The sequence below is a fragment of the Streptomyces sp. NPDC104313 genome, from assembly GCF_055583985.1.
Genome location: NZ_JBVJMW010000001.1, coordinates 157972 through 184463 on the forward strand (window position 1 = coordinate 157972; position 26492 = coordinate 184463).

General features: G+C 70.7%; 23 protein-coding genes. 8 read left to right on the top strand and 15 right to left on the bottom strand.

Features of this window, described 5'->3' with window-relative positions:
- Window position 1: 1 nt before the first annotated feature.
- Both ACZ60Q_RS00730 and ybaK read left to right on the top strand, forming a co-directional pair.
- Window positions 2-766 carry an LON peptidase substrate-binding domain-containing protein gene (locus tag ACZ60Q_RS00730; protein ID WP_469626353.1) on the top strand — a complete coding sequence of 255 codons (765 nt, stop codon included), beginning with the start codon at window positions 2-4 and terminating at the stop codon, window positions 764-766.
- A gap of 16 nt (window positions 767-782) precedes the next feature.
- Entirely contained in the window at window positions 783-1283 is a 501-nt protein-coding gene (ybaK, locus tag ACZ60Q_RS00735) for a Cys-tRNA(Pro) deacylase (protein ID WP_469626355.1), read from the top strand.
- Window positions 1284-1389: 106 nt separating this feature from the next.
- Here ybaK and ACZ60Q_RS00740 read toward each other — a convergent pair whose 3' ends face one another.
- From ACZ60Q_RS00740 to ACZ60Q_RS00755, 4 genes are all read right to left on the bottom strand, one after another.
- Window positions 1390-2130: an ABC transporter permease gene (locus tag ACZ60Q_RS00740; RefSeq protein ID WP_469626358.1), complete on the bottom strand. Its 741-nt coding sequence runs from the start codon at window positions 2128-2130 to the stop codon at window positions 1390-1392.
- A gap of 90 nt (window positions 2131-2220) precedes the next feature.
- A complete protein-coding gene (locus tag ACZ60Q_RS00745) occupies window positions 2221-3063 on the bottom strand; it encodes an ABC transporter permease (RefSeq protein WP_469626360.1) in 843 nt (280 codons plus the stop codon).
- A 106-nt stretch (window positions 3064-3169) separates the two neighbouring features.
- Window positions 3170-4153 carry an ABC transporter ATP-binding protein gene (locus tag ACZ60Q_RS00750; protein WP_469627939.1) on the bottom strand — a complete coding sequence of 328 codons (984 nt, stop codon included), beginning with the start codon at window positions 4151-4153 and terminating at the stop codon, window positions 3170-3172.
- Between the two features lie 117 nt (window positions 4154-4270).
- The gene (locus ACZ60Q_RS00755) at window positions 4271-5545 is read right to left on the bottom strand and encodes an NYN domain-containing protein (protein WP_469626363.1); all 1275 of its coding nucleotides are present in this window, start codon (window positions 5543-5545) and stop codon (window positions 4271-4273) included.
- A gap of 338 nt (window positions 5546-5883) precedes the next feature.
- Here ACZ60Q_RS00755 and ACZ60Q_RS00760 point away from each other — a divergent pair, with 338 nt between their 5' ends.
- The gene (locus ACZ60Q_RS00760) at window positions 5884-6063 is read left to right on the top strand and encodes a hypothetical protein (protein WP_469626366.1); all 180 of its coding nucleotides are present in this window, start codon (window positions 5884-5886) and stop codon (window positions 6061-6063) included.
- Window positions 6064-6161: 98 nt separating this feature from the next.
- Here the strand turns inward: ACZ60Q_RS00760 and dnaE are convergent, their stop codons facing one another.
- Window positions 6162-9698 carry a DNA polymerase III subunit alpha gene (dnaE, locus tag ACZ60Q_RS00765; RefSeq protein WP_469626369.1) on the bottom strand — a complete coding sequence of 1179 codons (3537 nt, stop codon included), beginning with the start codon at window positions 9696-9698 and terminating at the stop codon, window positions 6162-6164.
- A 214-nt stretch (window positions 9699-9912) separates the two neighbouring features.
- Between dnaE and ACZ60Q_RS00770 the strand changes: the two genes are divergently transcribed.
- The 3 genes from ACZ60Q_RS00770 to ACZ60Q_RS00780 all read left to right on the top strand — a co-directional run bounded on the left by ACZ60Q_RS00770 (window position 9913) and on the right by ACZ60Q_RS00780 (window position 12945).
- Window positions 9913-11238: a DUF2252 domain-containing protein gene (locus tag ACZ60Q_RS00770; protein ID WP_469626372.1), complete on the top strand. Its 1326-nt coding sequence runs from the start codon at window positions 9913-9915 to the stop codon at window positions 11236-11238.
- 98 nt (window positions 11239-11336) lie between these two features.
- Complete coding sequence (locus ACZ60Q_RS00775) at window positions 11337-12062, top strand: hypothetical protein (RefSeq protein ID WP_469627942.1); 726 nt, start codon at window positions 11337-11339, stop codon at window positions 12060-12062.
- A 67-nt stretch (window positions 12063-12129) separates the two neighbouring features.
- The gene (locus ACZ60Q_RS00780; protein WP_469626374.1) at window positions 12130-12945 is read left to right on the top strand and encodes a DsbA family protein; all 816 of its coding nucleotides are present in this window, start codon (window positions 12130-12132) and stop codon (window positions 12943-12945) included.
- Window positions 12946-13018: 73 nt separating this feature from the next.
- Here ACZ60Q_RS00780 and ACZ60Q_RS00785 read toward each other — a convergent pair whose 3' ends face one another.
- Window positions 13019-13597, bottom strand: coding sequence for a dienelactone hydrolase family protein (locus ACZ60Q_RS00785; RefSeq protein ID WP_469626377.1), 579 nt, complete (start codon window positions 13595-13597; stop codon window positions 13019-13021).
- Window positions 13598-13646: 49 nt separating this feature from the next.
- Between ACZ60Q_RS00785 and ACZ60Q_RS00790 the strand changes: the two genes are divergently transcribed.
- Complete coding sequence (locus tag ACZ60Q_RS00790; RefSeq protein ID WP_469627944.1) at window positions 13647-14798, top strand: mechanosensitive ion channel family protein; 1152 nt, start codon at window positions 13647-13649, stop codon at window positions 14796-14798.
- A 19-nt stretch (window positions 14799-14817) separates the two neighbouring features.
- Here the strand turns inward: ACZ60Q_RS00790 and ACZ60Q_RS00795 are convergent, their stop codons facing one another.
- From ACZ60Q_RS00795 to ACZ60Q_RS00815, 5 genes are all read right to left on the bottom strand, one after another.
- Window positions 14818-16404 carry a Na+/H+ antiporter gene (locus tag ACZ60Q_RS00795; RefSeq protein WP_469626379.1) on the bottom strand — a complete coding sequence of 529 codons (1587 nt, stop codon included), beginning with the start codon at window positions 16402-16404 and terminating at the stop codon, window positions 14818-14820.
- A 109-nt stretch (window positions 16405-16513) separates the two neighbouring features.
- A complete protein-coding gene (locus tag ACZ60Q_RS00800; RefSeq protein ID WP_469626382.1) occupies window positions 16514-16999 on the bottom strand; it encodes a GNAT family N-acetyltransferase in 486 nt (161 codons plus the stop codon).
- Window positions 16996-17937, bottom strand: coding sequence for an RluA family pseudouridine synthase (locus tag ACZ60Q_RS00805; protein ID WP_469626385.1), 942 nt, complete (start codon window positions 17935-17937; stop codon window positions 16996-16998). Before ACZ60Q_RS00805 ends, ACZ60Q_RS00800 begins: the two co-directional genes overlap by 4 nt.
- A gap of 51 nt (window positions 17938-17988) precedes the next feature.
- The gene (lspA, locus tag ACZ60Q_RS00810; RefSeq protein WP_469626388.1) at window positions 17989-18579 is read right to left on the bottom strand and encodes a signal peptidase II; all 591 of its coding nucleotides are present in this window, start codon (window positions 18577-18579) and stop codon (window positions 17989-17991) included.
- Between the two features lie 57 nt (window positions 18580-18636).
- Entirely contained in the window at window positions 18637-19386 is a 750-nt protein-coding gene (locus ACZ60Q_RS00815; RefSeq protein WP_469626391.1) for a TraR/DksA family transcriptional regulator, read from the bottom strand.
- A gap of 563 nt (window positions 19387-19949) precedes the next feature.
- Here ACZ60Q_RS00815 and ileS point away from each other — a divergent pair.
- Window positions 19950-23093: an isoleucine--tRNA ligase gene (gene ileS / locus ACZ60Q_RS00820; protein ID WP_469626394.1), complete on the top strand. Its 3144-nt coding sequence runs from the start codon at window positions 19950-19952 to the stop codon at window positions 23091-23093.
- A 352-nt stretch (window positions 23094-23445) separates the two neighbouring features.
- On the opposite strand, the gene ACZ60Q_RS00825 is transcribed toward ileS, so the two are convergent.
- The 4 genes from ACZ60Q_RS00825 to ACZ60Q_RS00840 form a co-directional block, all read right to left on the bottom strand.
- Window positions 23446-24597, bottom strand: a complete 1152-nt coding sequence (locus tag ACZ60Q_RS00825; RefSeq protein ID WP_469626397.1) for a DivIVA domain-containing protein — start codon at window positions 24595-24597, stop codon at window positions 23446-23448.
- 49 nt (window positions 24598-24646) lie between these two features.
- Window positions 24647-24931: a YggT family protein gene (locus ACZ60Q_RS00830; protein ID WP_006123846.1), complete on the bottom strand. Its 285-nt coding sequence runs from the start codon at window positions 24929-24931 to the stop codon at window positions 24647-24649.
- Between the two features lie 90 nt (window positions 24932-25021).
- Complete coding sequence (locus ACZ60Q_RS00835; protein WP_469626401.1) at window positions 25022-25645, bottom strand: cell division protein SepF; 624 nt, start codon at window positions 25643-25645, stop codon at window positions 25022-25024.
- A gap of 125 nt (window positions 25646-25770) precedes the next feature.
- Window positions 25771-26490, bottom strand: a complete 720-nt coding sequence (locus ACZ60Q_RS00840) for a YggS family pyridoxal phosphate-dependent enzyme (protein WP_469626404.1) — start codon at window positions 26488-26490, stop codon at window positions 25771-25773.
- Between the last annotated feature and the right edge of the window lie 2 nt (window positions 26491-26492).

Here is a 26492-nt window from a genome sequence, read left to right on the forward strand (position 1 = left end):
TGTGACCACCGCCCGCCTTCCCCTTTTCCCGCTCAACGCGGTGCTGTTCCCCGGCCTGGTGCTGCCGCTCAACGTCTTCGAAGAGCGATATCGCGCCATGATGCGGGAGCTGCTGAAGAGCGACGAGGACGAACCTCGCCGCTTCGTCGTGGTCGCGATCCGCGACGGCCGCGAGATCGCCCCGACGGCCACCGGTATGCCGGAGACCGTCGCGGCCGCCCCGCCCCCCGAGCGCGCTCCGGCGGAGGGCTTCGGCCCCGACCCGATCCAGACCTTCCACCGGGTCGGCTGCGTCGCCGACGCGGCGACGGTCCGCGAGCGCGCCGACGGCAGCTTCGAGGTCCTGGCCACCGGCACCACCCGGGTCAGGCTGCTGTCCGTCGAGGCGAGCGGCCCCTATCTGACCGCCGAGGTCGAGGAGCTGGCCGAGGAACCGCCGGGCGAGGACGAGGCCGACGAGGCGGGAGCGCTCGCCGAGGGCGTCCTGCGGGCCTTCCGCGCCTATCAGAAGCGGCTGGCCGGGGCGAGCGAACGGTCGCTGGCGACCGGCGCCGACCTCCCCGACGACCCGTCCGTGATCTCCTACCTGGTCGCGGCGGCCACGGTCCTGGACGTCCCGACCAAGCAGCGCCTGCTCCAGGCCCCGGACACGGCGACCCGACTGCGCGAGGAGCTGACCCTGCTGCGCAAGGAGACCGCGGTCATCCGGCACCTGCCCTCGCTGCCCGCGACCGACCTGACCCGGGCCCCCACCCACCCCAACTGATCGAGGACCCCTCCCGGTGGCGAAGAAGCCCAAGAAGCAGTCGGGCGGCACCCCCGCCACGGTCGCCCTGACCGCGGCGGGTACCGCCTTCACGGTCCACGCCTACGACCACGATCCGGCCTCCCCCTCCTACGGGGAGGAAGCCGCCGAGGCCCTGGGCGTCTCCCCCGACCGGGTCTTCAAAACCCTGGTGGCGGACGTGGACGGCGCTCTGACGGTCGCGGTGGTCCCGGTGGCCGGCTCCCTGGACCTCAAGGCCCTGGCCTCCGCGGTGGGCGGCAAGCGCGCCGCGATGGCGGACCCGGCCGCCGCCGAACGCGCCACGGGCTACGTACGCGGCGGTATCTCCCCTCTGGGCCAGCGCAAGCGGCTGCGCACGGTGCTGGACGCGTCGGCGCGCGCCCACGCCACGATCTGTGTGTCGGCGGGCCGCCGAGGCCTGGAGGTCGAACTGGCGGCGACGGACCTGGCGGAGCTGACGGGGGCGACGTTCGCGGAGATCGCGCGTACGGGCTGAGTGGGCCCACGGCTCAGCCTTTCCGGCGCTCGATGAGCCGGCTCCGGGGCGGCGCCCCGGTACCGGGAAGAGGCGGGCGGGGGGAACAAGCCCGCCGCGGGCGACCCTAGACGCGCCCGTCCCCCGTGCCCGTCCCGGCCGTCGGCCCCGACGACGAAGACCCCGGCCCCGCCAGGGGCCCCTGCACCGGCCCTCCGTGATACTCCGCGTACCCCGACCAGTCCGGCTCCACGTCCCGCGGCCCGAACGCCGCCGTGAGCAGCAGATGGATCCCCATCGCCGCGAACGGCCACGCCAGCACCGCCACCCACACCGAGTGCAGCTCCAGCGGCGCGTCGAACGTCACACCCTGGCCGGCCTCCCGGGCCCGCCCCACCACATCGGGCGAAGGTCCCAGCCAGACGCCGACCCGCCACGCCACCAGCGAGGCGAGCAGCGCGCCCAGCGCCAGTCCCGCGACCACGAGGACACCCCCGCGGCGCAGCCGCCAGAAGACGGCGGCGGCCGAGAGCACGCCGAAGCCGATGGCCAGCAGGACAAACGTTCCATCCGCCCCGATCGCCTCCTCGCCCTCGCTGTTCTTGAGGAAGACCGCCGTGTCGTCGGAGACCAGCGGAACGCGCGGCGCGAGCCACAGCCACAACAGCCCGAGCGCGATGCCCGCGAGCGCGACCAGGACGACGACGACGGCGGCCTGACGGAGCTCCGTGGCCGCGTCCGGGGCGTCCGGATCGCCCACCGGGGGCGCGGGGTGGGAGCCCGAAGGCGGGGCCTGCCACGGGTCGTGGGGGCCGGGCTGGTGGGGCGGCGTCAGAGGTGCGGTCACCGTGCCATCGTGCCAGGCCACCCTGTGAGGCGCCTCACCGGATGCCGCACCCGGCCGCACCCGTGCCCGCCGGCCCGGCGGACCCGGGAAGTCCTGGGTGGCCGGGGGCCACTACCGTACGGCGGCCCGCCGGTACGCCCACGTCGCCACGGCCAGCGAGAGAACCCCCACCGCCGCGCAGATCGCGAGGAAGAAGGCGATGAGCCCCCAGTCCGGGCGGGCGTCGAAGGACCGGGCCAGCGCCTCGACCCCGTACGTCGAGGGCAGCAGGTCGCGCGCCCACCCCACCGGCTCCGGCAGCCGGTCGGCCGGCAGCACCCCGAGGAGCAGGGCGGCTGACATCCCCAGCTGGCCCAGCAGGGTCGCCAGCTCCGGGCGCGGGGCGAGCAGCCCGAGGGCGGCGCCGAGACCGGCCAGGGCCGCGCCGGAGAGCGGGACGACGGCCACCAGGACCCACAGATGGGTCATCGGCAGCTGGAACAGCACGCTTCCGGTGATCGCGGTGAAGACCGTGCCGGGCACGGTGAACGAGGCATAGGCGGCAGCCGCGCCGAGCACCACAGCGGCGGGCGGCACGGGCAGGGTGGCGTAGTGGTCGAGCCCGCCGCCCGCACGCAGCTGCCCGAAGTACTGGGCGAGCAGATTGAGCGCGACGAACGCGACGACCAGGACGGTGGATCCCGCGACCACCGCGCGGGCCTCCGCGCCGCCGTCCACGACGCCCCGCATCAGGACCATGATCCCGACGGACTGGAAGGTCGCCACGAAGAGCAGCGGGATCCGGGCGACGCGCGCCCGGGAGAGCTGGGCGCGGTAGACGGCGGCCAGCGAGGGCAGCAGCCGGGCGCGCGGCGCGAGGGGCGCGGCGACGGTACGGGCGGGGCCCGTACCGGAGGGGCCGGGCGCGGGCCGGGGGCACGGCGGTGCGGTCCTGGCCGGAATGATGCTCGTCACCTGCGGCCGCCCCCCTGAAACACGTCCAACACGTCCAACACGTCCAACACGTCCAACCTGCCGCGTACGTTCACCGCACTCACCGCGTTCACACTTCCCACGCCCCTCACGCCTTAACCAGCCCCTTGGTCGCATTGGCCGCGTCTCCCCCGAGCGCGAGATAGACATCCTCCAGGCTGGGCGTGGTCAGGGTGAAATCGTCGAGCGCGGCGAAGGCCGCGCCGCCCGTCACCGCGGCGACCGCGGCCCGCGCCTCGTCCGGCCCGAGCCGCAGCACCCAGCGCCGCCCGGACTCCTGGGCGGACGGCCGCAGAGCCGCCACCTCGGGGACGTCCAGCGGGGCCCGTTCACGCCACACCAGCTCGACGCGGACCTCCCCGGCGACCTGTTCCTTGAGCCCGGCGGGGGTGTCGCAGGCGATGACCCGGCCGCGTTCGAGGACGGCGACCCGGTCGAGGACGGTCTCGGCCTCGATCACGTTGTGGGTGACCAGCAGGACCGTGGCCCCGCGCTCCGCCCGGCGGCGGTCGACGGCGGCCCAGACGGCGCGGCGGGCGACCGGGTCCATTCCGGTGGTCGGTTCGTCGAGGACGAGGACGGGCCGGTCGCCGACCAGGGTGGCGGCGAAACAGGCGAGCCGGCGCTGACCGCCGGAGAGCTTCTTCAGTGGCCGCCCGGCGATCGCGGTGAGGCCCAGTTCCTCCAGGACGGCGTCGCGCTCGGCGCGCGCCTCCCGGGCGCCGAGACCACGCAGCCGTCCGGTGGTCTCCGCGGCGAGCGAGACCGTCAGCTCGTCGAGGGCGGTGGATTCCTGCCCGAGGTAGCCGATCAGCCGGGAGGCCCGCTCGGGGTGGCGTACGAGGTCGTGGCCCAGCACCTCGACGCTGCCGGAGTCGGGCCGCATCAGCCCGGTGAGCTGGCGGACCAGTGTGGACTTGCCGGCCCCGTTGGGGCCGAGCAGGCCGAAGATCTCACCGCGCTCGACGTCCAGACTGATGCTGTCCGTGGCTCGGATCTCGGGCGTCGCGGGAGTGCCCCGGCGGCCCCGGACGGCGGGATAGGTCTTGACCAGATCGCGCACCGCACACACGGTGCCGGTGTCCCTCTGCGCCTGTGCTGTGCCCGTACTCACGAGGTACGAGAGTACGGGGTCACACGCCCCGGTTCGCGTCCGGGGCCACCCCGCGGCGCCGGGCGGCGCGGCCGGCTACTCCCCCGCCGGTACGTGCTCGGCGGCGGCCCGGACATCGATCTCCCGCCAGAAGCCGGCCCGGATCGCATAACGGTCGTGCTCGTCGATCTGGTCGTCCTTGTGGGCCAGGAGCCCGAAGCGGGCGGCGTACCGCAGCAGTTCGCCGTCGATCCGGTGCGGGATGCGCGGGTACATGGTGGAGAGTTTCTGCAGGTGAACGGTTTCCGGCAGGCGCTCCATCCAGCGGCGGGCGAAGACCTGGCCCACCTCGAAGGGGTCGCCACCGACGGTGGTGATGTCCTCCTCCCGGTCCGCCCAGCGCTGTTCGGCGCTGGTGACCTGGGCGAGGGTCGGCAGGGACGCGGTCTCCGCCGGCTCGCCGAGGGGGCCGCCGCGCTCCACCCAGCCCCTGTCGGAGGACCAGCGCAGCGTGGCGGTCGCGGGCTGGGGCGGGTGCTGACGGTCCGGGTGGGTGGCGTGGGCTCGCAGTGCGGCCAGGTCCTTGGGGGTGGGAACGCCCTTGTGGCCGGAGGCGGACTGGGCGTCGGACGGGGTGTCGGACGGGGCGACCGCGGTGTTCTCGGCGGGGGCGGCGCCGCCCCGGGCCGCGGCGGCCTGGGCCTCCAGGGCGCGTTCGGCGGAGGCGGCGAGGGCAGCCTCCGGCAGCGGTGCGGAGAGGATCGCGGCGATGTCGGGGCGCGGGACGGGCGGCGGGGCGCAGGTGCCGCCGAGGTCCTTGGCGCGTACGGCCTTGGTGATCCAGGCCCGGTCGAGGACCCGCCGTTCGTCGGCCTCGGCGACGAGGTCCTCGGACTGGTTGTAGTCGCCGTCGGCGGCCTGCACGGCCCAGAGGTGGACGGCGACCCCGTGTTCCTTGGCGGACATCAGACCGGGCAGCAGATCGCCGTCACCGGTCACCAGGACCACATCCGAGCAGGCCCGGTTCCTGGCCAGTTCGGTCAGCTCGGCGTGCATGGCCGCGTCGACGCCCTTCTGCGCCCAGCGTCCGTCGCTGCGGGTCAGGGCGCCGAGCCGGACGGTCACGCGGGGCATCACGCGGAGCCGGCGGTGCTCGGGCTGGGGCACCCGGTCGGGGGCGCCGTCGAACCAGTAGATGCGCAGCAGGGGCTGTTGGGTGTCGGCCTCGGCGCGCTCGCGCAGCCCCTGGATGAGGGCCGCGTGGTCGACGGTGATGCGGGAACGGGCGGGCTCTCCGGCCAGCAGACTCGCGGCTGCGCCCAGCAAGTAGCCGGCGTCCACCAGGACGACGCAACGGTCCACGCGTTCCACCCTCTTCCGAATTCGGGAACGGTTCAGCGGCCCGCTCCTCGATGACCGGGTCCGCTTCCCCAGGGTTTCCTTCGAGTCTGCCCGACCGTGCGGGGGTTAACGGCCGGAACTGGATCATCGGCGTGGCGGATCCGGAAAGAAACGAGGGGAAGAAGGGAGAGGGAAAGGAAAGGGAGGAGGGACGGACAGGACGCGGAAAGGCCGGGGGGAGGCGGCGGAACGGGGCCCCACGGTGGAACCACTACACACGGTAATGATCCAACATGCGGTGTTTGCGGCGCTATGTGAATCTGACAGCGGTCCTGGCCCCCCAGGATTCCCCACAGGAGGCATTCACCATGGCCAAGAACAAGAACCGCAAGCAGGGCAGCCAGCACGACCGCGCGTCCGCGTCGGAGCGGAGCGCGGAGCAGGCCAAGTCGACGGCGTACGAGTCGCAGAACCAGCCGCAGGCGCAGCCCCAGGGCAGCCCGTCCGACGTGGCGCGCAAGCATCAGCGACGCTTCGGCCACAACTAACCCGTCGGCCACACGCGGTAGAGACAGGCGTTGAGGACAGCGAGAGGGGCGTCCCGCATGTGCGGGACGCCCCTCCTGCCGTTCTCGGTGCCGCGCGCTCAGCCGGCCAGGCAGGCAGGGCCGAGCAGCACCTTCAGGTCGCCGAAGAGAGCCGAATCGGCCTTGACCCGGTGCCGGTCGAGCCGGAGCACCGTGGTCTTGCGGGGACCCTGGAGCTTGATCCGCACCTCGGTGTCGCCCCGGTGGTGGCTGAGCACCTCACCGAGCCGGGTGACCATGGGCGGGGTGATCTTCACGGTGGGGATGGTGAGGACGACGGGCGCGTTGGTCCCGGCGTTGGAGATGTCGGGGACCTGCATCTCCATGGCGACCAGCCGGGGCACGTCCTCGCGCTTGTCGAGCCGCCCCTTCACGAAGACGACGGTGTCCTCGACCAGCTGGGTGGAGACCAGCTGGTAGGTGGCGGGGAAGAACATGCACTCGATGGAGCCCGCCAGGTCCTCCACGGTGGCGATGGCCCAGGCGTTGCCCTGCTTGGTCATCTTGCGCTGGAGGCCGGAGATGATGCCGCCGACGGTGACGATGGCGCCGTCACCGTAGTCCCCGCTCATGAGCTGGGAGATCGAGGAGTCGGCCTTGTCGGACAGCACGTGCTCCAGGCCGAACAGCGGGTGGTCGGAGACGTACAGGCCGAGCATCTCCCGTTCCTGGGCGAGCAGGTAGGCCTTCTCCCACTCGATGTCGGAGAACTCCACGTCGAGACCGAAGCCGGGCTCGCCGCTCTCCTCCTCGCCGCCGCCGAAGAGGTCGAACTGCCCCTCGGCCTCCTTTCGCTTGACCTGCACCACGTTGTCGATCATCGGCTCGTGGTGGGCGACGAGGCCCTTGCGGGTGTGTCCCATCTCGTCGAACGCGCCGGCCTTGATGAGCGACTCCACGGTGCGCTTGTTGCAGACGACCGCCTCGACCTTGTCGAGGAAGTCGGGGAAGGTGCTGTACTTCCCCTTCGCCTTGCGGGACCGGATGATCGAGTCGACGACGTTCTGGCCGACGTTGCGGATGGCGGTCAGGCCGAAGAGGATCACGTCGTCGCCCTGGGCTGCGAAGTTGGACAGCGACTCGTTGACGTTGGGCGGGAGCACCTTGATGCCCATGCGGCGGCACTCGTTGAGGTAGACGGCGGACTTGTCCTTGTCGTCCTTGACCGAGGTCAGCAGGGCGGCCATGTACTCGGCGGGGTAGTTCGCCTTGAGGTATCCGGTCCAGTAGGTGACCAGCCCGTACGCGGAGGAGTGCGCCTTGTTGAAGGCGTACCCGGCGAACGGGACCAGCACGTCCCACAGCGCCTTGATCGCGGCGTCGGAGAAGCCGTTCTTCTTGGCGCCGGCCTCGAAGAGGACGAAGTTCTTCGCCAGTTCCTCGGGCTTCTTCTTGCCCATCACGCGGCGCAGGATGTCGGCCTCGCCCAGCGAGTAACCGGCGACGATCTGGGCGGCCTTCTGGACCTGCTCCTGGTAGACGATCAGGCCGTAGGTGAGGCCGAGGACCTCCTTGAGGGGCTCCTCCAGCTCCGGGTGGATCGGGGTGATCTCCTGGCGGCCGTTCTTGCGCTCCGCGTAGTTCGTGTGCGAGTTCATGCCCATCGGGCCCGGCCGGTAGAGGGCCGAGACGGCGGAGATGTCCTCGAAGTTGTCGGGCTGCATCTGGCGCAGCAGGGAGCGCATCGGCCCGCCGTCGAACTGGAAGACGCCGAGCGTGTCGCCGCGGCAGAGCAGTTCGTAGGTCTTGGGGTCGTCCAGCGGGAGGGAGAGCATCTCCAGGTCGATGCCCTTGTTGGACTTCACCATCTTGATGGCGTCGTCCATGATCGTCAGGTTGCGCAGGCCGAGGAAGTCCATCTTCAGCAGGCCGAGCGACTCGCACTGCGGGTAGTCCCACTGCGTGATGGTGACGCCGTCGGTGTGTCGCGTCCAGAGCGGCGCGTGGTCGACGATCGGCTCGCTGGACATGATGACGCCGGCGGCGTGCACGCCCATCTGCCGGACCAGGCCCTCGACGCCCTTGGCGGTGTCGATGACCTTCTTGACGTCCGGTTCGCTCTCGTACATCCCCCGGATCTCGCCCGCCTCGCCGTAGCGCGGGTGCTTGGGGTCGGTGATGCCGTTGAGGTCGATGCCCTTGCCGAGGACGTCGGCGGGCATGGCCTTGGTGAGCCGGTCGCCCATCGCGTAGGGGTAGCCGAGGACGCGGGCGGAGTCCTTGATGGCGTTCTTGGCCTTGATCTTGCCGTAGGTGCCGATCATGGCGACCTTGTCGGCGCCGTACTTCTCGGTCACGTACCGGATCACCTCGACGCGCCGGCGCTCGTCGAAGTCGATGTCGACGTCGGGCATGGAGACGCGCTCGGGGTTGAGGAACCGCTCGAAGATCAGCCCGTGCTCGATCGGGTCGAGGTCGGTGATGCCCATCGCGTACGAGACGATCGACCCGGCCGCGGAACCACGGCCGGGGCCCACCGCGATGCCGTTGTTCTTGGCCCACATGATGAAGTCGGCGACGACCAGGAAGTACCCCGGGAACCCCATCTGGATGATGATGTCCATCTCGTACTCGACCTGCTTCTGCCGGTCGTCGGGGACGCCGTTCGGGAAGCGGCGGCCCATGCCGACCCGGACCTCCTCCTGGAACCAGGTGATCTCCGTGAAGCCGTCCGGGATCTCGAACTGCGGCATGAGGTTCTTCGCCTCGAACATGCCGGCGGTATCGATCTGCTGGGCCACCAGAAGGGTGTTGGCGCACCCCTGCTGCCAGGCGTCGGAGGAGTCGACGGCGTACATCTCGTCCGTCGTCTTGAGGTAGTAGCCCGTGCCGTCGAAGCGGAAGCGGTCGGGGTCCGAGAGGTTCTTGCCGGTCTGGATGCAGAGCAGGGCGTCGTGGGCGGTGGCCTCGTTGGCGTACGTGTAATGGGAGTCGTTCGTCACGAGCGGCGGGATGTCGAGCTTCTTGCCGATCTCCAGCAGCCCGTCGCGGACCCGGCGCTCGATCTCGATGCCGTGGTCCATCAGCTCCAGGAAGTACTTGTCCGCCCCGAAGATGTCCTTGTAGTCGGAGGCCGCCTGGACCGCCTCGTCGAACTGGCCGAGCCGCAGCCGGGTCTGCACCTCGCCCGAGGGACAGCCGGTGGAGGCGATGAGGCCCTCGGACCACTGGGAGATGGTCTCCTTGTCCATCCGGGGCCACTTCTGGAGCCAGCCCTCGGCGTACGCGTCGGAGGAGAGCCGGAAGAGGTTGTGCAGTCCGGTCTTGTTGGACGCCCAGATCGTCTTGTGGGTGTAACCACCGGATCCGGACACATCGTCGCGCTTCTGGTGCGGCTGCCCCCACTGCACCTTGCGCTTGTGTTTGCGCGACTCCGGGGCGACATACGCCTCGATGCCGATGATCGGCGTGACGCCCGCCTTCGTCGCCGAGTGGAAGAAGTCGTAGGCACCGTGGAGGTTGCCGTGGTCCGTCATCGCGATGTGCGACATGCCCATCTCGTTGCAGGCCTCGAACATGTCCTTGAGCCGCGCCGCACCGTCCAGCAGCGAGTACTGGGTGTGAACGTGCAGGTGCGTGAAGGGCGGCTTGGTCACGGCGTCGGGCCTCCGGGATGTCGGGCGATGACGGACGGGGGGACAGCGTGGAAGTCTACGACGTGACGGAGTCGGACGACGGGCACTCCCGGCTTCCGCCGAGCGTTGGAGAGGACGGGACACGTGTCCGTTTTGTCATGCACTCGGTCAGGGCCCGGCCACGTGGGCCCCGGGTTCGGCCAGACACAGCAGCTACAGCAGGAGGCAGCAAGAAATGTCGGAACCGCAGACCGGCGCAGCGCGGCGCGGGGAGCAGATTCTCGCCGTTTTCGACACCGCCTTCGGGGAGCTGCTGGCCGCCGATCCGGCCGCTTTCCGGGTCAAGTTCCGCAAGATGGCGGGCTCGGCCTTCGCCTTCTACCGGGGCACGGCCTGCCTGTTCTACGGCGACCTGGAGCGGGAGCGGCACGGCGGCCCGTTCCTGGACGAGCGCACCGGCCGGGTGTGGATCCACGGCGATCTGCACGCGGAGAACTTCGGCACCTACATGGACGCCAACGGCCGCCTCGTCTTCAACGTCAACGACTTCGACGAGGCGTACGTGGGCCCCTTCACCTGGGACCTGAAGCGCTTCGCCGCCTCCGTGGCACTGATCGGCTACGCGAAGGCGCTGGCCGACGAGCAGATCAGCGAGCTGGTGACGGTCTTCGCTGTCTCCTACCGCGAGCGGATCCGCGCACTGGCGACGGGCGCGAAGAACGACGAGGTGCCGCCGTTCACGCTGGACACCGCGGACGGACCGCTGCTGGGCGCGCTGCGCGCCGCCCGGTCGCGCACGCGTTTCTCGCTGCTCGACTCGATGACGGTGATCCGGGACTTCGAGCGCCGGTTCGCGGACGGCGGCGGGTCGATCGACCTGGACGCGGCGACGCGCTACAAGGTGCTGGCCGCGTTCGACGGCTATCTGGAGACGCTGCCGGAGTCCAGCCTGACCCGTCCCGACTCCTACCGGGTCAAGGACGTGGTGGGCCGCCGGGGCATCGGCATCGGGTCCGCCGGGCTGCCCTCGTACAACATCCTTCTGGAGGGCAACAGCGACGCCCTGGAGAACGATGTGGTGATCTACCTCAAGCAGGCGCAGACCCCGGCGGTCTCCCGGCACATCACGGACGCCGCCGTGCGGGAGTACTTCCAGCACGAGGGGCACCGCACGGTGATCTCCCAGCGGGCGCTCCAGGCGCACGCGGACCCGTGGCTGGGCTGGACCGAGCTGGACGGCTCGGGTCAGCTGGTCGCCGAGGTCTCGCCGTACGCGGTCGACCTGGACTGGTCCGACATCGACGAGGTGGAGGAGATAGCGGCGGTCGTCGCGGATCTGGGCCGGGCGACGGCCACGATGCACGCGGCGGCCGACGACGAGAGCGGGCACTCGCTGGTGCCGTTCTCCACCGAGCGGGCGATCGACGCAGCCATAGCGGCCGACGAGGAGAGCTTCGCGCCGATGCTGGTCGACTTCGCCCACAGCTACGGGGCGAGGGCCCGCGCGGACCACCAGATCTTCGTGGACCTCTTCCGCAACGGCCGGATCCCCGGGCTGTAGGGCCCAGGAGCCGAGAGGGGTCCCCGGGCCGTGCCCGGCGGGGGCTCTCAGCCTCTTTTAAGGTCCGCTTACCTCGGCGCATGACACACTTTCCGGCGATGGACATCTCAGGGACGCAGCTCAGGGTCGCGCGCGCGGCGGTCTTCACCGCGCTCGTCGTGACCCTGTCCACGGCGTCCCATGTGCTCCTCTCCCGGGTCCCTCTGCCGTTGACCGCGGTCGCGCTGCTCGCCGCCGCGGTCTTCGCGGTGGCGTACGCGCTGGCCGGGCGAGAGCGCGGCTTCGGGGCGATCGCGGGCCTGCTGGTCCCGCTGGAGCTGGCCGCCGACACGCTCTTCACCACGGGCCAGCACCTCTGTTACGGGGCGGCCGGCGGCCCGGTCGCGGGCACGCTGCGCGCGGTGGGCTTCGACGTCCTGTGCGGCGGGGAGGTGGGCACGGGCGGAGCCCGGATCGCGGGCATCGGCGCGGTGGGCACCCCGCCGGCCGATATCACCGGTGCGGGCGACCGTGCGGCGGCGCTGCTGGCGCAGCCGGCACCGGCCGTGCCCTGGCTGCTGCTCGTCGCCCATGTGGCGGTCGGGCTGCTCGCCGCGGCCTGGCTGCGGCGCGGCGAGGCGGCCCTGGCCGGGCTGCTGCGCGCGGCGGCCCTGCTGGCGTTCCGGCCGCTGCTGACCGCGGTCGCCGTGGTGCGCGCGGGCGTCCGGGCCGCGGCCCGCCGCTCCCGGCCCGCCGGGCGTCCGCACCCGCCGCTGACCGCGCGTTTCCTCGTGCACTGTGTGGGACGCAGGGGCCCGCCGCCCGCGACGTACGCCGCTGCCTGAGGGCACGGCGACGCGACGACGGCAGCACCCCGCCCACTCCCCACACACGTACTCACGGAGAACGAACATGAGCAAGCGCAACAACCAGGCGAACAAGGCAGCGGCCCGCGAGCGGCTGCGCGTCGAGCGCGAGCGTCAGGCGAAGAAGGACCGCACCCGCAAGCAGGTCGTCGTGGCGGTCTCGGTCGTCGCCGCCCTCGCCGTGGTCGGCGGCATCAGCTACGGCGTGACGCAGCTCAACAAGCCGGACGCCTGGGAGGCGGCCGCCGACGCGAAGAACGTCACCGCGCCGAAGAACACCTCGGGCGACGACGGCACCACCGTGGTGATCGGCGAGCCGAGCGCGAAGAAGACCCTGGAGCTGTACGAGGACTCGCGCTGCCCGGTCTGCGCCACCTTCGAGCAGGGCATCGGCGAGACCCTCTCGAAGGACGTCGAGGCCGGCAAGTACAAGGTCAAGTACGTCGGCGCGACCTTCATCGACAACACCGACAACGGCGAGGGCTCCAAGAACGCCCTGAGCGCGCTCGGTGCGGCGCTGGACGTGAGCCCCGAGGCGTTCCTGGAGTACAAGGCCGCGCTGTACTCGGCGAAGTTCCACCCCGAGGAGAGCCAGGACAAGTTCGCCAAGGACAGCTACCTCATCGAGGCCGCGGACTCGGTCGACGCGCTCAAGGGGAACAAGGACTTCCAGAAGGACGTGGAGGACGGCACGTACGACGCCTGGGCCGTGAAGATGTCCAAGTCGTTCGACAAGAGCGGGGTGCAGGGCACGCCGACGCTGAAGATGGACGACAAGAAGATCACGGCCGAGGGCAGCGACAACGCCCCGATGACGGCCGATGAGTTCACGAAGGCCATCGACAAGGCGCTCAAGGCGTAGCGCCTTCGCCCTCCGCGACACCCGGCGCGTCCGGGCGGGCGGCCCGCCCGGACGCACCGGGTGTCGCGCGTTTCTACAGGGTGGCCAGGAAGCCGAGCGCGACCTTCCAGGTCTGCTCGGCGGCCGGCTGGTCGTAGTCGTGCAGATCGGGGTCGGTGAACAGGTGCCCGGCCCCGGGGTAGCGGTAGACCTCGACGTCCGCGCCGGTGCGCTGCATCTGGAGGTACCAGCTGTTCAGCCAGTCGTGGGACTCGAAGGGGTCCGGGTCCGCGACGTGCAGCTGTACGGGGAGCTCGTCCACCGAGGCGTTCTCGGCGATGTCCGAGGTGCCGTGGAACAGCAGCAGCCCGCGGGCCTTCGCGTCGCCGAGCGCCAGGGTCTGCGCGGTCGCCGCCCCGAGGGAGAAGCCGGCGTAGACGAGCCCCCGGTCGGAGTAGGGCGCGGCGGCCAGCACGGCGCGCTTCAGCAGCTCCTCCTTGCCGACCTCCTCCTTGTAGGCCATGCCTTCTTCCACCGTGTCAAAGGTGTGCCCCTCGAACAGATCGGGCACGCGCACCTCGTGGCCGGCGTCCCTGAGGCGCGCGGCCGCGGCGTGCACGGCGGGCCTGAGCCCGTACGTCGAGTGGAAAAGCATGATGTCCATGAGGCCCATGGTGCCATTTGTGCCCCGCGGGCCGCCCTACAGCCAGGAGAACGAAGCGATGGAGAGCGTGCTGCGCCCGCTGATCGTGATCGGCGGTTCCGTGGTGATCACCCTGCTGGCCGGCTGGCTGGTCGACCGGCTGCTGCGGCGGGCCGACAGCCGTCACCACGAGACCCCGTTGTGGGGGCTGCTGCGACGCTGCCGGCCCCCTTTGCAGGTGGTGCTCATCACGGCGCTGCTGCGCAGCAGCTACCGCCAGATGGGCATCGACTGGATCCGGGACCACCGGGCCGGGATCGGCCAGGCCCTGACCCTGATCCTGATCGGCGCGTCCGCCTGGCTGGTGGTGCGGATCGCGGCGACGGTCGTGGAGGCGAGCTACTCGCGCTACGCGACGTCCACCCGTGATCCGGCCCGGGTCCGGCGGGTCCGTACGCAGGTGACGCTGATCCAGCGGGTGGTCATAGCGGTGGTGACGGTGGTCGCCATCGCGGCGATGCTGCTGACGTTCCCCCCGATGCGGGCGGTCGGCACGTCGATGCTCGCCTCGGCCGGTCTGCTCGGCATCGTCGCGGGTGTCGCCGCCCAGTCGACGCTCGGCAACCTCTTCGCCGGGCTGCAGATCGCGTTCGGCGACATGGTGCGGATCGGCGACACCGTGGTGGTCGACGGCGAGTGGGGCACGATCGACGAGATCACCCTGACCTTCCTGGCGGTACGGACCTGGGACGAGCGGCGGATCACGATGCCGGTCTCGTACTTCACCAGCCAACCGTTCGAGAACTGGTCGCGCGGCGGGGTGCAGATGACCGGCACGGTCTACTTCCACCTCGACCACTCCGCTCCCGTCGCGGCGATGCGGAAGAAGCTGCGTGACCTCCTCGGCGACATCGCCGCCTGGGACGGCCGGGACTGGTCGCTGGCGGTCACCGACACCACGCCGACCACGATCGAGGTGCGTGCGGTGGTCACGGCGAAGGACGCGGACGACATCTGGACGGCGCGCTGCGCGGTGCGCGAGCAGCTGATCGGCTGGCTGCGCGACCACCACCCGTACGCGCTGCCGCGGATCGCCACCGGGCCCGCCGTGCCGCCGCCGGGCGAGCAGTGGGCGGAGCTGACGGGCGCGGGGCCCCGGGCGGGCCGCGACGGGACGGCGCCGCCCGCCGACGGGGACGGCTCCAAGGCCCCGCGCACGGGACGCGGCTGAGGCTGCCCCGCGGCGGCCCTCAGCGCAGCGAGCGGAAGTCCAGATACCGCAGCACCCGGTCCACGACCTCCGGGGCGGAGCCGGGCTCGCTGCGCGCGGAGAGCACCTCGTGGCGGGCGGCCGACATCATCTCGCGCTGGACACGGCTGATCGCCTTGAAGCGTTCCGCGCGCTGGGCGTAGGCCTCACGCCGCTCCTCGTCGACCATGTCCGGGCTGATCCGGGCTCCGATGTCGTACGCGGCGCGCTGGAGCCGCTCCATGACCTCCTCGGGGAACTCCTCGACCTCCTGGATCTCCTTGAGGCGGTGTTTGGCGGCCTTGGCGGCCCGGACCGCGAGGTCCCGCTCCAGTGCCTCTTCGGCGTCGGTGTCGGCCCTGACCCTCAGCTTGCGCACCAGCCAGGGCAGGGTGAGCCCCTGGAAGACCAGGGTGGCCATGATCACGGCGAACGCGATGAAGATGATCTCGTCGCGGCCGGGGAAGGGCTGCCCGTCGTCGGTCTCCAGCGGGATCGCCAGCGCCAGGGCGACCGAGGCCACCCCGCGCATGCCGGCCCACCACATCACGACGGTCTCCCGCCAGCTGGTGGGGATCTCCTCGCTGACGTCGCGGCGGCTGTGGAGCCGCTTGGCCAGCCAGGTCGCCGGCAGCAGGTACAGCAGCCGTACGCCGACGACGACCACGACGATCGCGAGCCCCCAGCCGGCCATCTCCAGGGCGTGCCCGTCGGCGGTGCCGAACACGCTGTGCAGCTCCAGGCCGATCAGCCCGAAGGCCACGCCGGTAACGAGGGTGTCGACGATGTCCCAGAACGTAACTCCGGTGAGCCGGCCCAGCACGTCGTCGGCGTCGGCGGTGTGCTCGGCGAGGAACAACGCGACGGTCAGGACGGCCAGCACGCCGGAGCCCATCAGCTCCTCCGCGAGGACGTAGGAGACGAACGGCACCAGCAGGGTCAGCCCGACCTGGAGGGTGGCGTCGCCCAGCAGGTTCATCAGCTTGATGGTGAGCCAGCCGAGCGCGAGGCCGACGGCCACCGCGACGACGGCCGAGAGGGCCAGCAGCCCGAAGGCCTCGGGAAGCGAGAAGGTGCCGCTGACGGCTGCGGCGATGGCCACGTGGTAGAGCACGATGGCGGTCACGTCGTTGAAGAGCCCCTCGCCCTCCAGGATCGACACCAGCCGGCGCGGCAGCCCCACGGAGCCCGCCACGGCCGTCGCCGCCACCGGGTCGGGCGGGGCGACGAGCGCGCCGAGGGCGACGGCGGCGGCGATGGGCAGCCCTGGCACGATCGAGTTGGCGACCGCGGCGACGGCGGCGGCGGTGACGAAGACGAGGGCCACGGCCAGCAGGAAGATCGGGCGTCTGTTGGCGGCGAACTGCCGCCAGGAGGTGCGCTGCACGGTGGCGTAGAGCAGCGGAGGAAGCAGTGCGGGGAGGATGATCTCCGGTGGGATGTCGACGTTCGGCACGAACGGCAGGAAGGCCATCGCGATACCGATGAGGGTCATCAGCACCGGCGCGGGCAGCCCCAGTCGGCCGCCGAGCGGCACCGTGACCACGGCTCCGAGCAGCAGCAGGAGCAGCAGGGACATCTGTTCCACGAGGTGCCTTCCGGAGCATGCGGGCCCGGCACACCACGAGCGGCCGAACAGGGCTCCCACCCTGCCACGCGGGGTGCGCTATTCGGCCGATACCCACCGTTTCCGGCACTCAGGCGGGGCGGATCTCCCGCCGCATGGCCCGGTGCGGCATGCCCGCGTCGGGGAACTCGGGGCCGTACGCGACGTATCCGAGCCGCTCGTAGAAGCCGAGGGCGTGCGTCTGGGCGTGCAGGTCGACAGCGGCCAGGCCCAGCGCCCGCGCCTCGTCCTCGATGGCCCGCACGAGGGCGGCGCCGACCCCGAGGCCACGGGCCTCCCGGCTCACGGCGAGTCGGCCCAGCGAACCGACGGCCGGGTCGCCACCGGTCTTCCCGGCCGCGTCGGCGCCGTGCAGCAACCGGCCCGTACCGAGCGCGGCGCCGTCCGCCGCGGCGGCCAGGACATGCACCGCGGTCGCGTCGTGGGCGTCGTACTCCAGCTCCTCGGGCACGTTCTGCTCGCCGACGAAGACCTCTTTACGGACCTGGAAGCAGGCGTGGAGGTCGCTCTCCTCGACGGCCCTGCGGGTGCTGTACGGGGAGGGCGCGGAGGTCACTGACTCTCCGCGGAGATGGTGTCGAGGGCGTGCTGGAGGTCGGCCGGGTAGGTGCTGGAGAACTCCACCCACCTGCCGTCGCTCGGGTGTTCGAAGCCCAGGCGCACGGCGTGCAGCCACTGGCGGGTCAGCCCGAGGCGCTTGGCCAGGGTCGGGTCCGCGCCGTACGTCAGGTCGCCGACACAGGGGTGGCGGTGAGCGGACATGTGGACCCGGATCTGGTGGGTGCGGCCGGTCTCCAGCTTGATGTCGAGGAGGCTGGCGGCGCGGTAGGCCTCGATCAGGTCGTAGTGGGTCACCGACGGCTTGCCCTCGGCGGTGACCGCCCACTTGTAGTCGTGGTTGGGGTGGCGCCCGATGGGGGCGTCGATGGTGCCGCTCATCGGGTCCGGGTGGCCCTGGACGAGGGCGTGGTACTTCTTGTCGACGACCCGGTCGCGGAACTGGGCCTTGAGCAGGGTGTAGGCGCGCTCGGACTTGGCGACGACCATCAGGCCGGAGGTGCCGACGTCCAGGCGGTGGACGATGCCCTGGCGCTCGGCGGCGCCGGACGTCGAGATCCGGTAACCGGCGGCGGCGAGGCCGCCGATGACGGTGGTACCGGTCCAGCCGGGGCTGGGGTGGGCGGCGACGCCGACCGGCTTCATGATGACGACGATGTCGTCGTCGTCATGGACGATCTCCATGCCCTCGACGGGCTCGGCGACGATCTGTACGGGAGCGGCCGCCTGCGGCATCTCCACTTCCAGCCAGGCACCTCCGTGGACCCGCTCGGACTTCCCGGCCACCGAACCGTCCACCTGGACCTTCCCGGCTGCGGCCAGCTCGGCGGCCTTGGTGCGGGAGAAACCGAACATCCGGGAGATGGCGGCGTCGACGCGCTCGCCTTCCAGGCCGTCCGGTACGGGCAGGGTGCGGATCTCGGGGTGCGTACTCACCTGTCGAGTATGCCTTGCGCGCAACACTCTCCGCGCAGCCCGGGGGCGCCCCTAGTCCTTGTGCACGGTCCCGTCGGGGTCCAGGCCCTTGAAGGAGAGGATCACGATGAGGATGCCGCCGCACACGATGGCGGAATCGGCGAGGTTGAAGACGGCGGAGTTCTTGGGGGCGATGAAGTCCACCACCGCGCCCTCGAACACGCCGGGCGCCCGGAAGATGCGGTCGGTGAGGTTGCCGAGCGCACCCCCCAGGAGGAGGCCCAGGGCAATGGCCCACGGCAGGCTGTAGAGCTTGCGGGCGATCCGGATGATGACCACGATCACTCCGGAGGCGATGATGGTGAAGATCACCGTGAACGCCTCGCCGATCCCGAACGCGGCGCCCGCGTTACGGATCGCCCGGAACTGCAGCCAGTCCCCGATGATGTCGATCGGCGGCTGATGCTCCAGCTTCGCGACCACGATCATCTTGGTGACCAGGTCCAGCAGATAGGCCACGACGGCCACGCTCAGGAGAACGGCGATCTTCCGCTTGCCCCGGCCCGCGCTCACGGACCCGTCGGCGGCCGTACTGCCGCCTTCGCCCGTGCCCTCGGCATCAGGAATTTCCGGCGTACCGATGATGCGCTCCGCCTCTGCCACGTGAGTCCCTCAACCTAGGTGCCTGCCTGAGGACGAGGGTACGACACCCTGTGCGGATCAGCCGCGCCGCTCCTGCTTCTGCTTGTCCTCGACGCACAGGGTGGCCCGGGGGAAGGCCTGCATTCGTGCCTTTCCGATCGGTTTGCCGCAGACCTCGCAGAGCCCGTACGTACCCGCCTCCAGCCGGCCGAGCGCCCGCTCGGTCTGCTCCAGCATCTCCTGGGCGTTGGCGGCCAGCGACAGCTCGTGCTCACGGGTGATGTTCTTGGTGCCGGTGTCGGCCTCGTCGTCGCCCGCGCCGTCGCCGGAGTCCCGCATCAGCCCGGCGAGCGCCGCGCCGGAGGCCTCCAGCTCGCTGCGGAGCCGCAGCGTCTCGCTCGCCAGCAGGGTGCGCGCCTCGATGACCTCCTCGGGCGTCCAGGGGTCCTCCCCGGGCCGGACGGTCAGCTCGTCGGAGGCGGCGGCGCGGGCCGGCGGCACGGGGGCCGTGGCCTGTGCGCCCGCTGCGTGAGAACTCGCGCTCTTCTTGGCTACCACCGTGTGGACTCCCGTCTGCTCGGCGGCCCGGGCCGCCTCCGTGGCCGCCGCTGCGGCCTTCTCCGTCGTCTTCTTGGCGGCGCTCTTCTTGGCGGCGGCCTTCTTCGCCGTCGTCTTCTTCGTCGTGGCCGTCGTCTTCTTGGCCGTGCTCTTCTTGGCGGCGGCCTTCCTCGCCGCCCTCTTCTCGGGCGCGGGCACCTGCTCGGCCGGTGGCTCGTGGATGCCGTCGTGCTCGGCCGCGGTCTCTTCCGCCGTCTTCTTCGCCACCATGGCCGCGGCCCCTTCACATATTATGATCTTGCTCGCGAATCGTGCTGGGACGATAAATCGACTCCAGCCCCGCGGCAACGGGGCACGCCGCCTTCTCGCCCTCCCCCGTATCCGGTTGTGGCGCGCCTGCATCCGTTGTTCCCAGCTCCCCGCCCGGTAACCCGGCCCTCAAGCCCCGCCGGGAAGTCCTTCTACCCCGTCCCGCCACTCGGGTCACGCCCCAGCGCCGCCGATAGCCGGTCGGCCGTCGCCCGTACGGGCCCGTACACTGGGCCCAGCGAGAGGCTTGGATGGGACGAGTAGCGCCGTACGCAGCCAGTAGCGACCCGGGGACGGTGGGAGCCCGGGGGCGAGCGCGTCGTGAAGATCACCCCGGAGCCGCCGGAAGAACGCTTTGAACGGTGGGCCCCGCCCACCGGCGCAAGGCCACTAGACCCGGCATCGCGACCCCAATGAGGGGGCCACGGGCCTGCGCCCGGGGCCAAGGAGGGTGGTACCGCGGGAGCCGAGACGCTCTCGTCCCTCCGACGGAAGTGGAAGACGTCCGCCGGAGGAAGCCGCACATGACATCGCCGCAGTACCGCCAGGTACCCGCCCAGGTCGACCTGCCCGCGCTTGAGCACGCCGTGCTCGACTTCTGGCGCGAGAGCAAGATCTTCGCCAAGAGCCTCGACCGGTCCGAGGGCCGCCCCGAGTGGGTCTTCTACGAGGGTCCGCCCACCGCCAACGGCATGCCGGGCGCCCACCACATCGAGGCCCGCGTCTTCAAGGACGTCTTCCCCCGCTTCCGCACCATGCAGGGCTACCACGTCGGCCGCAAGGCCGGCTGGGACTGCCACGGCCTGCCGGTCGAGCTCGCGGTCGAGAAGGAGCTGGGGTTCAACGGCAAGAAGGACATCGAGGCGTTCGGCATCGCCGAGTTCAACGCCAAGTGCCGTGAGTCGGTGACCCGGCACACCGACGCGTTCGCCGAGCTGACGACCCGCATGGGCTACTGGGTCGACCTGGACGACGCGTACCGCACGATGGACCCGGAGTACGTGGACTCCGTGTGGTGGTCGCTCAAGGAGATCTTCAACAAGGACCTGCTGGTCCAGGACCACCGCGTCGCCCCCTGGTGCCCGCGTTGCGGCACCGGCCTGTCCGACCACGAGCTGGCCCAGGGCTACGAGACGGTCGTCGACCCCTCGGTCTTCGTCCGCTTCCCGCTCACCTCCGGCCCGCTGGCCGGCGAGGCGGCCCTCCTGGTCTGGACGACCACTCCCTGGACGCTGGTCTCCAACACGGCGGTCGCCGCCCACCCCGAGGTCCGCTACGCCGTCGCGACGAACGGCGAGGAGAAGCTCGTCGTCGCCGAACCGCTGCTGGAGAAGGCGCTGGGCGAGGGCTGGGAGGCCACCGGCCAGTCGTTCACCGGCGCGGAGATGGAGCGCTGGAACTACGAGCGCCCCTTCACGCTCGTCGACTTCCCGGCGGAAGCCCACTACGTGGTGAACGCCGAGTACGTGACGACCGAGGACGGTACGGGTCTGGTCCACCAGTCCCCCGCGTTCGGCGCCGACGACCTCGTGGTCTGCCGCGCGTACGGCCTCCCGGTGGTCAACCCGGTCCGCCCCGACGGCACCTTCGAAGAGGATCTCCCCCTGGTCGGCGGCGTCTTCTTCAAGAAGGCCGACGAGGCGCTCACCGCGGACCTGGACGCGCGCGGCAAGCTCTTCCGCCACGTCCCCTACGAGCACAGCTACCCGCACTGCTGGCGCTGCCACACGGCGCTGCTCTACTACGCGCAGCCGTCCTGGTACATCAGGACGACGGCGGTCAAGGACCGGCTTCTCCAGGAGAACGAGAAGACCAACTGGTATCCGGACTCGGTCAAGAACGGCCGCTTCGGCGACTGGCTGAACAACAACGTCGACTGGGCCCTTTCCCGTAACCGCTACTGGGGCACGCCGCTGCCGATCTGGCGCTGCGAGGACGACCACCTCACCTGCGTGGGCTCGCGCGCCGAACTGACGGAGCTCACGGGCACCGACCAGTCAGGGCTGGACCCCCACCGCCCGTTCATCGACGAGATCACCTTCACCTGCTCGCACGAGAACTGCCAACTGGAGGCGTACCGCGTCCCGGAGGTCATCGATGCCTGGTACGACTCGGGTTCGATGCCGTTCGCTCAGTGGGGCTACCCGTACAAGAACAAGGAGATCTTCGAGAGCCGTTACCCGGCGCAGTTCATCTCGGAGGCCATCGACCAGACCCGCGGCTGGTTCTACACGCTGATGGCGGTAGGCACCCTGGTCTTCGACAAGTCGAGTTACGAGAACGTCGTCTGCCTGGGCCACATCCTCGCCGAGGACGGCCGCAAGATGTCCAAGCACCTGGGGAACATCCTCCAGCCGATCCCGCTGATGGACCAGCACGGGGCGGACGCCGTGCGGTGGTTCATGGCGGCGGGCGGCTCCCCGTGGGCGGCACGGCGCGTGGGCCACGGCACGATCCAGGAGGTCGTCCGCAAGACGCTCCTCACCTACTGGAACACGGTTGCCTTCCAGGCCCTGTACGCGCGCACGTCGGGCTGGGCCCCCTCCGAGGCCGACCCGGCCCCGGCGGACCGCACCGTCCTGGACCGCTGGCTGCTGAGCGAACTGAACGCGCTGGCCGACCAGATGACCGTCGCGATGGAGGGCTACGACACCCAGCGCGCCGGCAAGCTGCTCTCGGCGTTCGTGGACGACCTCTCCAACTGGTACGTACGCCGCTCGCGCCGCCGCTTCTGGCAGGGCGACAAGGCCGCGCTGCGCACCCTGCACGAGGTCGTCGAGACGGTGACGCGGCTGATGGCCCCGCTGACCCCGTTCATCACGGAGCGGGTCTGGCAGGACCTGATCGCGCCGGTGACCCCGGACTCCCCGGAGTCGGTCCACCTGTCCTCCTGGCCGAAGGCGGATCTGTCGGCGATCGACCCGACGCTCTCCACGCAGATGGCGCTGGTGCGCCGCCTGGTGGAGCTGGGCCGGGCCACGCGCGCCGAGTCGGGGGTGAAGACCCGTCAGCCGCTGTCCCGCGCGCTGGTGGCGGCGGCAGGCTTCGAGGGGCTCTCCGCCGAGCTGCGCGCCCAGATCACCCAGGAGCTGAACGTCACGTCGCTGGCCTCGCTCTCGGAGGTGGGCGGCTCCCTGGTCGACACGACGGCGAAGGCCAACTTCCGCGCCCTGGGCAAGCGGTTCGGCAAGGGCGTCCAAGCGGTGGCCAAGGCCGTGGCCGAGGCCGACGCGGCAGCTCTCTCCCTCGCCCTGCGCGAAGGCACGGCGTCGGTCGAGGTCGACGGCGAGCGGATCTCCCTCTCCCCCGACGAGGTCATCATCACGGAGACCCCCCGCGAGGGCTGGTCGGTCGCTTCGGACTCGGGCGCGACCGTCGCCCTGGACCTGGAGATCACCCCGGAACTGCGCCGCGCGGGCCTGGCCCGTGACGCGATCCGCCTGATCCAGGAGGCCCGCAAGAACAGCGGCCTGGACGTCGCGGACCGTATCGCCGTCCGCTGGACCTCGACGTCCCCGGCAACGGTGGAAGCCCTCACCGAGCACACGCCGCTGATCTCCGAGGAGGTGCTCGCCCTGGACTACGCGGAGGGCGAGGCGGACGAGAGTTACGGCGCGGCGTTCGAGGACGAGGGCCTGGAGCTCACGTTCCGCCTGCGCAAGCGGTAGCGGTAACCCGCAGGACAGGAAGGGCCCGCCGGAACGGATTCCGGCGGGCCCTTCCGTGTACCCCTCAGGGGGGCTGCCCCCGCGCCTCAAACGCCGGCAAGGCTGAAAAGACGTCCTCAATCGCCGGACGGGCTGGATATTGTCAGCCCCTCCGGCGCTTGAGGGCAACGGGGGTCCGGGGGCAGCGCCCCGGTTTCGGGAAGGGGCGGGTAGGGGAACAGGCCCGCCGCAGGCGCCCCACCCGCACCCGGCAAGGGCGGGCCGAGCCCACGCCAAAGGGCCGGGCCCCGGAAAATCCCGGGGCCCGGCCCTTTGCCTGCCGACGGCTACGCGCTCAGCGAGCGCGAACCGCTCAGTTGTCGTCCTCGTCGATCAGGAACCCGCGCATCGGCGAAGGCGCCTGCTGCATCGGCTGCGGCGCCTGCGGCCGCACCGGCGCCATCGGCTGTGTCATCGCGGGCGACATCTGCTGCTGGCCACCGTAGGACGGCGCGCCGCCCATGGTGGACTGGCCGCCACCCATCTGCTGGCCGCCGTGGCCACCGTGGTTGGAGCCGCCCATGGAGTGACCCATCGCACCCGCACCGGCCGGGGCCAGCGAGGGGGACGGCGGCAGCGAAGCGGCTGCCGGAGTCCGCGGCGGGGCGAGCGAGTCGTCCGCCTGGGTCTCCAGCTGACGCAGCTGGCTCTCCAGGTAGGACTTCAAACGCGTGCGGTACTCGCGCTCGAAGCCACGCAGGTCCTCGACCTTGCGCTCCAGCGTCGCGCGGGCCGACTCCAGCGAGCCCATCGCCACGCGGTGCTTCTCCTGCGCGTCCCGCTCCAGGGCGTCGGCCTTGGCACGCGCGTCGCGCTCCAGACCCTCGGCACGGCTGCGCGCCTCGCCGACGATCTTGTTGGCCTCGGAACGGGCCTCCGCGATCGCCTGGTCGGCGGTCTGCTGTGCGAGCGAGAGAACACGGGCGGCGCTGTCGCCGCCGGGGCCCTGCCCCTGCTGCTGCATCTGCGGCGGCTGCATCTGCTGCATCTGCTGCTGCTGGGGGTGCTGACCCATGGGGCCGCCCATCGGGCCACCCATGGGACCGCCCTGCATCGGGCCGGGGCCGTGCGGGCCCTGCGGACCGGGGCCGTGACCACCCTGGGGGCCGTGACCACTGGGACCTGCGGGCAGCTGCGGCACGCCACCGGGCAGCTGGGGCGGACCCATCTGCGGGGGCTGCTGCTGCGGCGGTCCTGATATGGCGGCGGGAACAGGCGCACCCGGGCGATCCTGCTGCTCCGGAGGCTTGCGCATACCCTGTTGTTGTTGCTGTTGCTGGTTCTGCGCGGCGGCACGCGTCGCGGCGGCCAGCTTGGCGCGCAGGTCCTCGTTCTCACGGAGCAGACGGGTCAGCTCCGATTCGACCTCGTCGAGAAAGGCATCGACCTCGTCCTCGTCATAGCCTTCTCGGAGGCGGACGGTCGTGAACTGCTTGTTCCGCACGTCCTCGGGGGTCAACGGCATCTCTTCTTCACCTCTACGTAGTCGTCGGCAGTCGGCAAGACCGTATCGCTCACAACCTGACCACAACGCTGATCAGGATGTAGACGATGATCATCAGAACGAAGAAGGACAGGTCGAGTGCCACGCCCCCGAGACGCAGCGGCGGGATGAACCGCCGCAGAAGCTTGAGCGGTGGATCGGTGACAGTGTAGGTGGCCTCCAGTACGACCACCATCGCCTTGCCGGGTTGCCATGAACGTGCGAACTGGAAGACATAGTCCATGACAAGTCGGAAGATCAGCACGATGAGGAAACACATCAGCGCGATATAGACAACATCCAGTGCGACGCCCATGTCCCGCGGTTCCCTCTCCCCTGGCTCTCGTCAGCTCCGGCCTCGTGGCCGGCACCGGCCTCTCGGCCGGGTTGTTCCGGTGTCGCGTTCTCAGCTCTGGTTGAAGAATCCGCCCTCTGCGATGCGGGCCTTGTCCTCCGCCGTGACATCGACGTTAGCAGGCGACAACAGGAACACCTTCTGCGTCACGCGTTCAATGCTGCCATGGAGACCGAAGACGAGTCCCGCGGCAAAGTCGACAAGTCGCTTCGCGTCCGTGTCGTCCATCTCCGTGAGATTCATGATCACCGGAGTGCCCTCACGGAAGTGTTCCCCGATGGTACGGGCCTCGTTGTAGGTCCTGGGGTGCAGCGTGGTGATGCGGTACGGCTCCCGCTCGGACACGACCTTGGGCATGATCACCGGTGCGTTCTTCTCCATGTTCGGGCGTTCAGGTGTGATGGATGCCACGGGGGCGATCCGGGCGGGTCGCACGCTTTCAGCGGGGAGCTGAACCGGCTCGCGCGGGGAGGGCGGTTGCACCACCCGTACCGGTTCGTCCCTTTCGCGCTCACGTTCCCGCTCCCCCTGGTGCGGGGGCTGATGCCGCCGCCGGTCGCGCTCGGGCTCCGGCTCAGGTTCGAATTCGTCATCGGGGTCGAACCCCGGACCGTCGTACCCATCGTCCTCCACGAGGCCGAGGTAGACCGCCATCTTGCGCATCGCGCCGGCCATGCTCCGATTCCTCCGCTCTGTGGTGGATCGGCATTCGTCACCAAGTGCCCGCGATCCACTGTGGTCTGCCCGCCGTGAGCGGTAATGACCATATTTTCTGCTGTGGTCCGACTTGCTTCGCGACGTTACCCGAGCCGGGGTCGGACTCCGAGTACCGCCGTACCGACGCGTACATGTGTCGCTCCGGCCGCCACCGCGTCCTCCAGGTCCCCGCTCATACCTGCGGAGACCATGTTCGCAGCCGGGTGACCGGCGCGCAGGCGGGATGAGATTCCCATCAGCCGGTCGAACGCGGCCCGTTGCCGACCGGCGTACTCCCCTGCCAGCGGCGCCACGGTCATCAGTCCGTCGAGCCGGAGTCCGGGAGCCGCGCCGATCGCGGCCGCCAACTCCTCGACCCCGTCCGGCGCGACGCCGCCGCGCTCACCGCGCTCGCCGCTCTCCGCGTCCAGGGCGACCTGGATCAGGCAGCCGAGTTCACGCTCCCCGCGCACCGCGGCGGCGGAGAGGGCGGTGACCAGCCTGGCACGGTCCACCGACTGCACGACATCGGCATAACTGGTCACAGAACGAACCTTGTTCGTCTGCAATTGTCCGACAAAGTGCCATGTCAGAGGAAGATCCGCACAAGCGGTGGCTTTGGGGGCCGCGTCCTGGTCACGATTCTCCGCGACATGGCGCACATCGAGTTCATGCAGGATCCGCACATCGCTCGCGGGGTAGGTCTTGGTGACCACGATCAGGGTCACCTCCTCGCGCTTGCGACCGGCCGCGGCACAGGAGGAGGCGATCCTCTCCTCCACCTGCGCCAGATTCGCGGCGATTTGAGTCTTACGGTCCGTCATGC

Excerpts from the sequence above, each read along its gene's own strand:
- ACZ60Q_RS00760 (WP_469626366.1), top strand. The coding sequence starts at position 5,884 with ATGGCCAAGAACAAGAACCGCAAGCAGGGCAGCCAGCACGACCGCGCG.
- ACZ60Q_RS00770 (WP_469626372.1), top strand. The coding sequence starts at position 9,913 with ATGTCGGAACCGCAGACCGGCGCAGCGCGGCGCGGGGAGCAGATTCTC.
- ACZ60Q_RS00775 (WP_469627942.1), top strand. The coding sequence starts at position 11,337 with ATGGACATCTCAGGGACGCAGCTCAGGGTCGCGCGCGCGGCGGTCTTC.
- ACZ60Q_RS00780 (WP_469626374.1), top strand. The coding sequence starts at position 12,130 with ATGAGCAAGCGCAACAACCAGGCGAACAAGGCAGCGGCCCGCGAGCGG.
- ACZ60Q_RS00785 (WP_469626377.1), bottom strand. The coding sequence starts at position 13,597 with ATGGGCCTCATGGACATCATGCTTTTCCACTCGACGTACGGGCTCAGG.
- ACZ60Q_RS00790 (WP_469627944.1), top strand. The coding sequence starts at position 13,647 with ATGGAGAGCGTGCTGCGCCCGCTGATCGTGATCGGCGGTTCCGTGGTG.
- ACZ60Q_RS00815 (WP_469626391.1), bottom strand. The coding sequence starts at position 19,386 with ATGGTGGCGAAGAAGACGGCGGAAGAGACCGCGGCCGAGCACGACGGC.
- ileS (WP_469626394.1), top strand. The coding sequence starts at position 19,950 with ATGACATCGCCGCAGTACCGCCAGGTACCCGCCCAGGTCGACCTGCCC.
- ACZ60Q_RS00825 (WP_469626397.1), bottom strand. The coding sequence starts at position 24,597 with ATGCCGTTGACCCCCGAGGACGTGCGGAACAAGCAGTTCACGACCGTC.
- ACZ60Q_RS00830 (WP_006123846.1), bottom strand. The coding sequence starts at position 24,931 with ATGGGCGTCGCACTGGATGTTGTCTATATCGCGCTGATGTGTTTCCTC.
- ACZ60Q_RS00835 (WP_469626401.1), bottom strand. The coding sequence starts at position 25,645 with ATGGCCGGCGCGATGCGCAAGATGGCGGTCTACCTCGGCCTCGTGGAG.
- ACZ60Q_RS00840 (WP_469626404.1), bottom strand. The coding sequence starts at position 26,490 with ATGACGGACCGTAAGACTCAAATCGCCGCGAATCTGGCGCAGGTGGAG.